Source organism: Chitinivorax sp. B, from assembly GCF_005503445.1.
Taxonomy (GTDB): Bacteria; Pseudomonadota; Gammaproteobacteria; order Burkholderiales; family SCOH01; genus Chitinivorax.
Map to the genome: position 1 here is coordinate 50,810 of NZ_SCOH01000020.1, position 12,575 is coordinate 63,384.

Annotated in this window: 10 protein-coding genes; 8 read left to right on the forward strand and 2 right to left on the reverse strand. The window is 49.1% G+C overall.

Annotated elements, in window-relative coordinates:
• Positions 1-2 precede the first annotated feature (2 nt).
• From FFS57_RS13470 to epsL, 5 genes are read left to right on the forward strand one after another with little or no spacing between them, the layout of a single operon-like run.
• Positions 3-2,321 (forward strand): heparinase II/III domain-containing protein, encoded by a 2,319-nt coding sequence (locus FFS57_RS13470; protein ID WP_137938328.1) that lies wholly within the window; start codon positions 3-5, stop codon positions 2,319-2,321.
• A 22-nt stretch (positions 2,322-2,343) separates the two neighbouring features.
• The gene (locus FFS57_RS13475; protein WP_212749160.1) at positions 2,344-3,093 is read left to right on the forward strand and encodes a WecB/TagA/CpsF family glycosyltransferase; all 750 of its coding nucleotides are present in this window, start codon (positions 2,344-2,346) and stop codon (positions 3,091-3,093) included.
• A gap of 21 nt (positions 3,094-3,114) precedes the next feature.
• A complete protein-coding gene (locus FFS57_RS13480) occupies positions 3,115-4,500 on the forward strand; it encodes an undecaprenyl-phosphate glucose phosphotransferase (protein WP_137938330.1) in 1,386 nt (461 codons plus the stop codon).
• A 10-nt stretch (positions 4,501-4,510) separates the two neighbouring features.
• Positions 4,511-5,209, forward strand: a complete 699-nt coding sequence (locus FFS57_RS13485) for a CAAX prenyl protease-related protein (RefSeq protein WP_137938331.1) — start codon at positions 4,511-4,513, stop codon at positions 5,207-5,209.
• Positions 5,210-5,213: 4 nt separating this feature from the next.
• Positions 5,214-6,410: an XrtB/PEP-CTERM-associated polysaccharide biosynthesis outer membrane protein EpsL gene (gene epsL / locus FFS57_RS13490; protein ID WP_137938332.1), complete on the forward strand. Its 1,197-nt coding sequence runs from the start codon at positions 5,214-5,216 to the stop codon at positions 6,408-6,410.
• 76 nt (positions 6,411-6,486) lie between these two features.
• Here epsL and FFS57_RS13495 read toward each other — a convergent pair whose 3' ends face one another.
• Together FFS57_RS13495 and map are read right to left on the reverse strand one after the other, a co-directional pair.
• Entirely contained in the window at positions 6,487-9,066 is a 2,580-nt protein-coding gene (locus FFS57_RS13495) for a [protein-PII] uridylyltransferase (RefSeq protein ID WP_137938333.1), read from the reverse strand.
• A gap of 15 nt (positions 9,067-9,081) precedes the next feature.
• The gene (gene map, locus FFS57_RS13500; protein ID WP_137938334.1) at positions 9,082-9,873 is read right to left on the reverse strand and encodes a type I methionyl aminopeptidase; all 792 of its coding nucleotides are present in this window, start codon (positions 9,871-9,873) and stop codon (positions 9,082-9,084) included.
• Between the two features lie 253 nt (positions 9,874-10,126).
• On the opposite strand from map, the gene rpsB reads away from it, so the two are divergent.
• The 3 genes from rpsB (at position 10,127) to pyrH (ending at position 12,568) form a co-directional block, all read left to right on the forward strand.
• Complete coding sequence (gene rpsB, locus FFS57_RS13505) at positions 10,127-10,876, forward strand: 30S ribosomal protein S2 (RefSeq protein WP_137938335.1); 750 nt, start codon at positions 10,127-10,129, stop codon at positions 10,874-10,876.
• 90 nt (positions 10,877-10,966) lie between these two features.
• Positions 10,967-11,845, forward strand: a complete 879-nt coding sequence (gene tsf, locus FFS57_RS13510) for a translation elongation factor Ts (protein WP_137938336.1) — start codon at positions 10,967-10,969, stop codon at positions 11,843-11,845.
• Positions 11,846-11,848: 3 nt separating this feature from the next.
• Entirely contained in the window at positions 11,849-12,568 is a 720-nt protein-coding gene (gene pyrH / locus FFS57_RS13515) for a UMP kinase (protein ID WP_137938337.1), read from the forward strand.
• The last annotated feature ends 7 nt before the right edge of the window (positions 12,569-12,575 follow it).

Below are 12,575 nucleotides of genomic sequence, written 5' to 3' on the forward strand. Positions count from 1 at the left end.
GGATGATGATCTTGATTCGCTCCCGATTTGTAGTGACAAGCCTGTTAGGGCTGGTGATAGCACAAGGTGTATTAGCTGCAGATATCGTGCCTTCTGTGGTCACTAGCTGGATCAAGCCAAATCGAGCCCCCTCTACGGATTGGATAGGCCGAGCGATAGCGTTGGATATGCCTACCATTCCGCAGGATGGTGTGCTGGTAAAACAAAATCCTGTTTATTTCAGTTGGCCAGCGTTGTACGGGGTTGTTTCGTATTCACTGGTCGTACAGCCTTTGTCTGGCACGGAACAGGAGTTTGAGTCTCCCTACAATTGGTTCGCCATGCCTAAAGCGTTGGAACGAGGAAGCTACCAGTGGCGCGTGCGGGCTAAAAAAGCAAATGGCCAGTTTGATGCCTGGAGTGATTGGCGTGGGTTTACCATTACCACTGATGGCTCAGGGACCAATGTTGCCAATATTTCGGAGCTCTACAACCGTGTGAAGGCATCGCCTCATCCACGTACTTTTCCCTCCAGTACGGAACTGGCAGCCATCAAAAGTGCATTGGCAGGAACACGTCGGGATGCATACGGCAAGTTGAAGGCACGTGCAAAGGCTTATGCATCTAATGCTTTGCCAGAAGAGCTTAAGTCAAGTGCATCAGTTGACGCGACCCAGCGTGATACGGTGATGGATATGTTGGCTATCACCAAGGAAATGAAACCAGAGCTGGCGCAAATCGTTGAACAGGCATTTATTTGGCGGATAGATCGCAATCAGGCTGCATTGAACGATGCGAAACAGCGTTTGCTGAAATTGGCGACATGGAATCCGGAAGGAATTACAGCCTACGAGCCCAGTCATCACATGCCGCGAAATCTTTTATGGACGTTGACCATCGGATATGACTGGCTGTATGACGAATTGTCAGCTGTTGAGCGAACTCTGTTATTGAATTCAATTCGTAAACGTTTAACTCAGATTCATGCCTCGTTGATGGGAACAACCAAGCGGATGATGGTTCGTCCGTATGACTCTCACGGCTGGATCGGATTGAATGCAGCGGCTGCAATTTCTACTGTTGTGGCCGGGGAAGTACCGGAGTCAGAAACCTGGTTCAAGCTGTATGTGCCATGGGCAATGGCTGCGATGTCCCCATGGGGCGGGGAGGATGGCGGGTTCTCGCAGGGGACAGGCTATGGTGCATGGCACTTCGATCCCAATTTGTATTACTGGGATGCGATTCGTTTAGCCACGGGTGTAGATCCTTATCAAAAGGTTTGGCTGCGAAATACTGGGAATTTCCTCTTGTATTTTGCGCCACCTGGTAGTCCAAGTGGCGGGTTTGGCGAGGCAGGGGACTCTGTGCCGGATCCGGCGGTCATTGTTCCCTACACAATGCGGATTCCTTCACAGCTATATCGCTGGTACGGTGCGAATCAACGTCCGACAGATTCGTCGTCGTTGTTACAGTTGCTTGCACCTGTTGAGATTGCCGAAGCATCCTTTCCCAAGGGGATTCCTGATGCCGCGGTTTTCCAGTCGGTAGGTTGGGCGGCGGTGCATAGCTCACTGTCCGATCCAAAGCGCTTTTCGCTTTACTTCAAATCTAGCCCATATGGTTCTTTCAACCATAGCCATGCGGATCAGAACTCCTTCATTATTAATTATGAAGGCAAAAAGATGGCGTTAGATAGCGGGTTCTACGATTGGTACGGGTCACCCCATCACACGAAGTGGTATCAGCAAACCTTGGCACATAACGCCATTACGTTTGATGGAGGAAAAGGGCAGGTACCCAATCAAATGGATGCTCGTGGAGAGATTACCCGTTTTAGTCACATGTCGGGTTATACCGTCATGACTGGCGATGCAACCCGGGCTTATGGTGGTGCCCTTTTGCTTGCTCAGCGATCGATTGTCTATTTGAAGCCTTCATTCATTCTTGTTTATGACGCATTGTCTTCAGATACCCCACGTCAATGGGAATGGAATCTCCACACGGTAAAAACAATGGAAGTGGTCGCGCCCAAGCAAGTCAAAGTTGCCGATGGCACGACGTCAATGTGCGTTGATTTATTGTCAGATGAGGAAATGAAGTTTTCCCAGACTAATCGATTTACAGCGGATCCAGATTCGAACAAAGCCTATTGGGCCAACCAATGGCATGGTCGTTTTACGAGTGAAGATAAATCTAAAAAATCCCAGATTCTGGTTTTGATGCGGTTGAATTGTGCCAATACGACAGATGTGGCGGTTAGCCGATTGGATGAAGGGTACGTTGTGAATATTGCAGGTAAGCGAATTTCCCTCCAGCCGGGCCGGCCAGTGGATGTGAAATAGCACCAAAAAAGAGAGGTGAGGTATGAGAATCGAATTATTTGGGTGCCAGGTGGATAACCTGACAATGAATGAGACGTTGGATAGGGTTGAGGATTTTATTAAAAGTGGTAGGCCCCATCAGCACGTTTGTGTGAATGTGGATAAAGTGGTGAAGGCATCCCGTGACGAATCGTTGCGTGGCATTATCAATAATTGTGAGTTGATCAACGTGGATGGGATGCCGGTTGTATGGGCTTCACGTTTGCTGGGTAAGCCACTTAAGGAGCGAGTTGCAGGTGTCGACCTATTTGAACGACTGATGGAGCATGCTGCCAAGAAAGGTTGGCGGGTGTTTTTCCTTGGGGCTAAAGAAGAAGTTGTCAAAGGTGTTCATGACAAGTTTGCTGCCCTTTATCCAAATCTACAGGTTGCTGGGTATCGCAATGGCTATTGGAAGGCTGAGGAAGAGGAATCGGTTGTACAGATGATTGCAGATTCAAAGCCAGATCTGTTGTTTGTCGCAATCAGTTCACCTAAGAAGGAACAATTCTTGGGCAGGTATCAGGAGCAGATGAAGGTTCCGTTTGCAATGGGCGTAGGTGGAACATTCGATGTCATGGTTGGCATGGTCAAGCGGGCGCCAAAATGGATGCAAAAATTGGGCTTGGAATGGTTCTACCGGTTTTTGCAAGAACCACGCCGCATGTTCAGACGCTACTTTATTGAAGACATGTATTTTTTCTGGTTGCTGTTAAAAGAGATGTTCGGACGTAAGCATTCGGTTCGGGCTTAGCGACATGTTAGGGCTGGCAGTATGATCAATAGCAATTCTAAAGTCCTGTTTCGGGCAGACCCGACAGGTGTCGAGTTGGTTCAGTGGTTGATTGACCCAATCGTTGCCATCTTGATTTGGTATGTCTCGGTTCGTGTCGTGGGTGGGCACTTCCGTGAAGATGATTTTGTATTGTGTGTGTTGCTGTTTTTACTGACGTTCCCTGGGCAGCGCTATGAGCGCATCGATGGGGGAACAATCATTGATGCTGTGGCGCATTGGGCGATGGTGGCGGGCTTGTTGGTTCTGCTTGGCTACGCTACTGAGTATATCTATCGCTTCTATCCCAAAGGTATCATGATCTGGCTGGCAGCCACACCTGTGGCTCAATTGCTGGTTCATGGTGTTATGAACGGTTTATTTGCATCTTTTTTCCGGCGTAATTCCGAACAGGAAAAGGTTGTGGTGATCGGCCTGAATGAAACCGGACGCCGGCTGGTTGAATCATTGAAGCAATCCGATCAGCATGGTATGTCATTGACGGGAATTTTTGACGATCGAGGCCTGGAGAGATTGGGTAATGAGCTGCCATGCAAACATTTGGGCAGTTTAGGGCACGTTGCCGAATACGTGAAAAGCCAAAAGGTATCACGTATCTATATTGCGCTGCCCATGGCATCCCAGCCGCGTATTCTCAAATTACTTGATGACCTTCGGGATACAACTGCCTCAATATACTTCGTGCCGGATCTGTTTACTTTTGATTTGATTCAGGCTCGTTTGGATAGGGTAGGTGAATTGCCTGTGGTGGCGGTATGCGAAACACCTTTTTATGGTATGAACATGATTTTGAAGCGTATTTCAGACGTTGTGTTCTCTATCCTGATCCTTATTCTGATATCACCGATTATGGCCATGGTAGCCCTGGCTGTTAAGTTTGACTCCAAGGGGCCGGTCTTGTTCAAACAGCGCCGCTACGGGTTGGATGGAAAAGAAATCCTCGTTTACAAGTTTCGCTCAATGACCGTTTGTGAGGACGGGGCTGCTGTCGTACAGGCACAGAAAAATGATATGCGTGTGACGCGAGTTGGGGCATTCATCCGGAAAACCTCGCTTGATGAGTTGCCTCAATTCATCAATGTGCTGGAAGGGAAGATGAGTATTGTTGGTCCGCGTCCACACGCGATTGCCCATAACGAGCAGTATCGGAAGTTGATCAAGGGTTACATGGTACGACATAAGGTCAAGCCTGGCATTACGGGGTGGGCGCAGGTAAATGGCTATCGTGGTGAGACCGAAACGCTGGACAAGATGGAAAAACGAATTGAGTACGATCTGGACTACTTGCGTAATTGGAGCTTGCGGTTGGACGTCTCGATTATTCTGCGCACGGCATTGCTGGTAGTGCGCGATCGCAACGCATTTTGACCAAATTCACATGAATCAAACAACACCGTTGATTTGGGGGTGGCCGCGTCCGATTGTGGCGCGCTGCCTACCAATTGCCATTTACTTTTTGTTTCTGGCTATTTCACCTCAATTGACAAAGTGGTTACAACTGACCGCCTATCAGGCAAACTGGCTCTATGGTGCCAAGGTTGGTAGTGTGTTGCTTGCCTTGATCTGGTTTGCCAAAGACTATGGCGAACTGCGTACTGACTGGCTGCCTACCCTACAGCAATGGGTGTTGTCCATCGTTGTGGGTGTTGCGGTGTTCGTCATGTGGATTCACCTTGATCATGGCTGGATGCTGATGGGAGAGCCAGCGGGTTATCGTCCAGCTGATACCGCTGGGAATCTGGATTGGTGGTTGATTGTAACGCGCTGGGTTGGTGCAGCGTTGATCGTTCCCGTGATGGAAGAGTTGTTCTGGCGTTCTTTCTTGATGCGTTGGCTATCTCAAGAGACTTTTCTGAGTTCATCGCCAAGTGATCCGGATGCCAAAGCATTTCTGATTACCGCTGTGTTGTTTGGTATGGAGCATCAGCAGTGGTTAGCAGGTATTCTGGCTGGTGTTGCGTATGGTTGGTTGTACCGTAAGACTGGCCGACTGTTGGTGCCGATCGTTGCACATGCAGTAACGAACGGCGTGTTGGGTATTTGGGTAGTGGCCACAGGACAGTGGCAGTTTTGGTAGCGAGATGAAGAAGATTCAGTGTGTTTTGATATGTGGTGCGTTCAGTGCGGTGTCGTCTGGATTGATTGCAGCTCCAGATGAAGGGGATCGATTTCTGGCCTATGGACAAATTGGTCTGACCCATGATTCGAATGTATTGCGAAGCGCGACTGATGTTCGGGCTGATCGTATCAGGGTGCTGGCCGGCGGTATCAAGGCCTGGATGCCTTTCAGTTTGCAGCGGATAGATGCACAACTTGATGCTCAGGATGTTGATTATCAGGACTTGAGTAGTTTCAATTATCGGAGCCATCGTGCAGAGGTGGGTTGGGACTGGCGACTGACATCGAATGCGGGTGGGCGGCTTGCTTGGTCAAATAATCGACGCCCAGTGGAACTGAAATACCTGACTGAAGCACAGCGAGATGTTACTAATGTGAATCGTGTCAGTGGCAATGGTTTCTATCGATTCATGCCGGAATGGCAGATTGAAGCTGGAGCTGATCGCAGTCGAACTGATCATACGCTGGATAGCCGACGGTTTCTGGACTATGAGGTAGATTCCTATTCCACCGGCTTCCGTTACCTACCTGCAACTGGTAGTAGTGTCGCATTGACTTGGCGCCACTTGAGGGCGACTTACCCGAATCAGCAGGCTTGGCTGCCGCCTGGCGGTATTATCCTCGGCATTGATAACGGATATCGTCAGAATGAACTGAATCTGTCTACCGAATGGCAAATAACCGCATTAACCAGCTTGCATGGCAATGTTGGCCATGTTAGTCGTAGTCATCAGCAAGTTTCTGCACGAGACTATTCGGGTTATGTCGGACGTTTGGGTGTCAAGTATCAGCTAACTGGCAAGGTGGGCTTGCAAAGCAGTATGTGGCGTGAAATTGGTGGTGATGAGCAATCAGCAATTTCCAGTTACGCTATTCGAAAGGGCATACGTTTTGAGCCCAGCTGGAGTATTTCACCAAAACTGCAAGCAAGACTGAGTTGGCAGTATGAGCGACTTAGTTATGTTGGCGGTGCCGGTGATCTGTTGGGCATTGAACCGCGCATCGATAAAGAAAACCAGCTGTCGATTGGTGTTGACTATGAGTGGATTCGCAATTCGACCCTCTCATTGTCATTTGGTCGAGAGCATCGTGATTCGACCGGAGTCAATGGTAGTTACGATGCGAGAACTGCAGGACTGTCAGTCAAGGCAAGTTATTGAATTGACACATGTTGTTGTCGTGTTAAAAGGCCGCCAACAAAGCGGCCTTTTTATTGAATGTATTTCAATACTGATATTATCCGGCTAGTGCCTGCAGTAGATCTGCTTCCAGTTGTACCATGGTTTTGCTATCACACAATCCTGGCCCGGTGATCAGAAATGTATCTTCAGCTCGTTCGCCTAGTGTGGAAATTTTAGCGGAGTGAATGCTGATTTGCCATGCTGTCAATACGGTTGTGATTCGAGAAAGCAATCCTGGGCGGTCCCCTGCAATGACTGACATCACATAGTAATTTTGTTTGTCATCACTGCGAATGCTGATCTGTGGTTGAAGGGGGAAGTGCCGCAACTGTCTACTGATCCGGCCTGCAAGGGGTGGCTCAAGTGGTGCTTGATGTCGTAGTCGATTGGTCAGTTCGTATTCGATCAAGGCGATCAGATCCCGGTAGTGATCCGTACTGTTTTCAGGCATGAATACGTAAAAACTGTCCAGCGCATAGCCGTGACGGGTGGTGTAGATTTTCGCTTCGCCAATACTAAACCGTGCCCGCTCAAAATAATGGCAAAGGCGGGCGAACAACTGTGGTTGATCTGGCACATAGACCAGAATTTGCAGGCCATCTCCATCATCAGATAACTTGGCTTTGACGACGGGCTCAATGTCCTGTACACGCCAATAAAGTGCTCTGGTGTGCCAAGCAATTTCACGCGCATCGTGGCGCATGAAATAGACAGTGTCCAGCTCTTTCCATAAGGCCTTGTGGACGTCTGTGGTAAGACCATAGTATCGCAGCAAGGCTTGGGCTTCTGCTTGGCGCGCCTCGATATATGTTCCAAGATTAAAATTGCCAGTGGAAAGGTGACGTGATGTTGCGTGGAATAAATCTTCCAGTAATTTGGCTTTCCAGTTGTTCCAGACTTTGGGGCTGGTGCCGCGAATGTCCGCAACTGTCAGTAAATAGAGTGCTGTGAGCCGTCTTTGTGTGCCAACCTGATTTGCAAAGTGATCAATTACCTCTGGATCATATACATCTTGTTTTTGTGCGACAGAAGACATGTTGAGGTGCTGTCCAACCAGCCATGCAACCAAGTTACCATCGGCGTCGGAAAGACTATGCTGCAGGCAGAAATCCTTCGCATCCAGCATGCCAAGGCTCGAATGATCTCCACCGCGGCCTTTGGCAATGTCATGAAACAGTCCGGCCAGATAAAGGATCTCAGGTTTATCAAAATCGGCGATGAGTTTGGAGCACAGAGGGTATTCATGTGCGAAATCGGCAATGGCAAAGCGTCGCAGATTCCGCACTACCATCAAAATATGTTCGTCTACAGTGTATACGTGAAACAAGTCATGCTGCATCAAGCCGACTATTCTGCCAAATGCCGGAATGTAACGCCCCAGAATGCCATAGAGGTTCATTCTGCGTAGCACGCGGGTCTGCCCGCGAGGTGCACGCATGATCTCCATGAAGAGTTGCTGATTTCGAGGATTGGCGCGAAATTCCGCATTGATCTTGCCGCGCGCATTCCATAGGGCTCGCAGTGTTTTAGCGCCCAATCCACTAAGGGATGTGTGTTGCTGCATGAGCAGGAACGCTTCTAGAATCGCAGAGGGTTGCTTCTCAAACAGCTTCAGATCTCTGACCAGTAGTAAATTGTTGCGGGCGAAAAAACGTTCATTCAGTACTTCGACTGGGGCCAGTACCGAAACAATGCGGCCTTTCAAGTTCTGCACCAAGATATCATTCAGTTGCAAAACTGTTCGAGCTGCCCGGTAGTAGGTTTGCATCAATCGTTCACTGGCTCGCTGAGTGGTACTGTCAGTAAATCCCCCTGCTCTGGCGACTTGGTTTTGCAAATCGAACAATAGTCGATCTTCACGACGCTTGGCTAGGTAGTGCAATCCAACTCGAAGATTTTTCAATACCTTCTCTGCGCGGAGAATCTGCCGGGCTTCCGTGGCTGAGAGTACACCTTGTTGTACCAAGTCTGCCCAAGTTCGGCCGGTGTTGGCACCAGTTGCAATCCAGATGATGGTTTGAAGGTCGCGCAGGCCGCCAGGGCTTTCCTTGATATTGGGTTCAAGGTTGTAAGCAACGCCATGGAAACGCATGTGGCGTTGTTGTTGCTCCAGTAATTTCGCTTCATAAAAGCGCAGTGGGACAAGCTGTGCATGAAGTGCATCACGCAATTGCTTAAATCGTTCTTGTTTACAGACTAGCGGTCGGGCTTCCAGTAAGGTCGTTTGGATGGTTAGATCGTTGGCAGCTTCATTCACGCATTCGCTCAATGTTCGAACGCTGTGACCAATATCCAGACCAATATCCCAAAACAACCCAACTAAGTACTCAACTTTGCGCGTTAGTGGCTCATCGACTTGGTCGGGCAGTAAAATCAGGAGGTCGATATCAGAGAAGGGGTAAATCTCTTCACGGCCATAACCACCTACTGCAATCAGCCCAACATCGCCTGGAAAGTCTAGTGTGTGCCATACGTTGCACAGCAGCGCATCGATAGCCAGGCTGTGTGCTTTGAGCAGCCATTCCACATCGTGGTTATGCAGGTATTGATCACGTATGGATGCGCGTACTTGTTGCAGCTGCGAGCGCCAGCTGTTGATGTCAGTCAGATTATCAGTGGTAGGCTGATGGCCCATGTGCAGACCCCTGATTTAGAGTGGCTTCGGGGGGGAGCCGGCGGATAGTGTCAGCACTTCGTAACCAGTATCAGACACCAATATCGTATGTTCCCATTGTGCAGATAGACTGTGGTCCTTGGTTACGACCGTCCAGCCATCCCCCATCATTCGGATAGCGGCTTTACCTGCATTGATCATCGGTTCAATGGTGAAGATCATGCCTGGCTGAAGTTTTACGCCGGTATTAGGGCGGCCGTAATGAACAACTTGCGGATCTTCATGAAATTGCTTGCCAATGCCATGCCCGCAAAACTCACGGACAATGCTGTAACCTTGACCTTCGGCAAATTTCTGAATGGCATGGCCGATATCACCCAACGTTTTACCTGGCGCAACTTGTTCAATGCCCAGCCACATGGCTTCATAGGTCACTTTATTTAGCCGCTTGGCCTGGATTGAAACTTCACCCAGTTCAAACATCCGACTCGTGTCACCGTGATAACCATCCTTGATGACAGTGATATCCAGATTGACTACATCACCATTTTTCAATACACGATCACCTGGAATACCATGGCATACTTGGTGATTGATGGATGTACAGATCGATTTGGGATAGGGTGTGTGCCCTGGTGGTGTGTAATTGAGCGGGGCTGGAATTGTGCCTTGAACATTAACCATATAATCATGGCATAGGCGATCCAGCTCGCCCGTGGTGACCCCCACCTTGACGAATGGTGTGATGTAGTCGAGCACTTCGCTCGCCAGTCTGCCGGCAATTCGCATTTTTGCAATGTCGTCGGCGTTTTTGATAATGATGGACATAATGCTATTAAGGCCTTGAGTGTAATCTATAAGGATAAAAGATAAGGAGCGCCCAAGCAATCGAACTGACGGGCTTTCAGCAGGTATGCCCAATGCTGGGCTTGAGCGATATGTTATCGGGATGCTACAATCTTCAATTAGCTTTTTGCAGGATAGCTAAAATCACACATCTACCGAACTTAAGGGTGTGCGCCAATGGTTGGTGCAAGCTTCAAGGTAGGTGGCGGTCTAACCCTTAATATTGGAGTCATTCATGTCCGTTAGCATGCGTCAAATGCTGGAGGCCGGTGTTCACTTCGGCCACCAAACCCGTTACTGGAATCCGAAAATGGCGCCGTTCATTTTTGGTCATCGTAACAAGATTCACATTATCAACCTGGAAAAAACCCTGCCGATGTATGAGCAGGCAATGAGCTTCATCCGCAAGCTGACTGCCAATAAGGGTAATGTTCTGTTTGTTGGTACCAAGCGCCAGGCGCGTGAAATTGTAAAAGAAGAAGCGTCTCGTGCAAATGCGCCTTATGTTGACCAGCGTTGGCTGGGCGGCATGTTGACCAACTTCAAGACGGTTAAGCAATCGGTTAAGCGCCTGCACGAAATGCAGGCAATGTTGGCTGATCCTGCAACCAACGAAAAGTTTACCAAGAAAGAGTTGCTGGACATGCAGCGGGAAGCTGACAAGTTAGAGTGCAGCTTGGGCGGTATCAAGAACATGAACGGGCTGCCGGACGCACTGTTCGTGATTGATGTTGGATATCAGAAAGGTGCCATTACCGAGGCGAAGAAATTGGGTATCCCGGTAATTGCTGTGGTTGATACCAACAACAGCCCTGAAGGTGTTGATTATATTATTCCTGGTAACGATGACTCCAGCCGTGCGATTCGTCTGTATGCACGCGGTGTGGCTGATGCCATTCTGGAAGGCCGGAGCAATGTCGCCAAAGAAGTCGCGCCCAGCGATGAATTTGTAGAAGTGAAATCGGCCGAACAAGCTGCCGAATAAAAAAAGGGGCGGCAGCCCCTTTTTTATAGCATCCACTGGCCCGTTCCTGATTTTGCGAACGGGCGGTCAAAATCCTCAGGAGTGATCAAAATGGCTGAAATTACTGCAAAAATGGTAGCCGAATTGCGTGAGGCAACCGGCCTCGGCATGATGGAGTGCAAGAAGGCTCTGGTTGAAGCTGAAGGCGACATCAAGAAGGCAGAAGAAATCCTGCGCATCAAGAGTGGTGCCAAGGCTGGTAAGGTTGCGGGACGTACTGCTGCAGAAGGTGCAATTGCACAATGTGTTAGCGCCGATGGCAAGATCGGTGCATTGGTTGAAGTTAACTGTGAAACCGATTTTGTTGCGAAGGATGAAGGTTTCGTTGCTTTGACCAAAGCTGTTGCCCAGGCTATTGCAGCTAACGATATTGCCGATGTTGAGGCATTGGCAAGTGTGAAGTTGGCTTCGGGTGAAACCATCGAAGAAGCGCGTAAGGCGCTGATCTCGAAAATTGGTGAGAACATTACTGTACGTCGCTTTGTTCGTTTCCAGACTGCTGATTCGTTGGCGGTATACCTGCATGGTTCCAAAATTGGTGTCATGGTTGAGTTTGCTGGTGGCGACGAGCAACTGGGTAAAGATGTTGCTATGCATATCGCTGCTAGCAAGCCTGTCTGCGTATCGAAAGACGAGGTGCCGGCCGATTTGCTAGACAAAGAGCGTACTATCTACGCCGCACAAGCTGCTGAATCTGGCAAGCCCGCTGACATCATTGCAAAAATGGTAGAAGGCCGCATCACCAAATATTTGGCAGAAGTAACTTTGCTCGGTCAGCCGTTTGTTAAGAATCCCGATCAGACTGTTGAAAAACTGCTTGCAGAAAAGAAGGCTTCCGTCAAGCGCTTCCAAATGTTTGTCGTTGGCGAAGGCATTGAGAAGAAGGTAGTTGATTTCGCTGCTGAAGTTGCAGCTGCTGCTAAGGTATAAAACATGGAAAAAACCCCTGTCTTTAAACGCATCCTGTTGAAACTGTCCGGTGAAGCCCTGATGGGTGATGACAGCTACGGCATCAATCGAGCAACGATTGAGCGCATCGTCTCGGAGGTCAAGGAAGTTGTTGATCTTGGTGTTCAGGTGGCGGTTGTGATCGGCGGGGGTAATATATTCCGTGGTGTCGCGCCTGGTGCGGCCGGAATGGATCGCGCCACGGCCGATTACATGGGTATGCTGGCCACGGTTATGAATGCCCTGGCACTACAGGATGCATTTCGACATATTAATGTCGTCAGTCGTGTTCAGTCAGCACTGAATATTGAGCAAGTGGCCGAGCCCTATATTCGCGGCAAGGCAATGCGGTATTTGGAAGAGGGCAAGGTGGTCATATTTGCTGCCGGCACCGGGAACCCCTTCTTTACGACGGATACTGCCGCTGCATTGCGTGGTATGGAAATGAATGTAGATATCGTGTTGAAAGCCACTAAGGTCGATGGTGTCTATACCGATGATCCGAAAAAGAATCCCGATGCGGTTCGTTATCAGAAGATTACTTTTGATGAAGCGATTCACAAGAATTTGAAAGTCATGGATGCAACGGCACTTACACTGTGTCGTGACCAGAAGTTGTCGATTAACGTATTTAGCATCTTCAAGACTGGCGGTTTAAAGCGTGTTGTTCTTGGGGATGACGAAGGCACGTTGGTGCATTGTTGATTCGTTT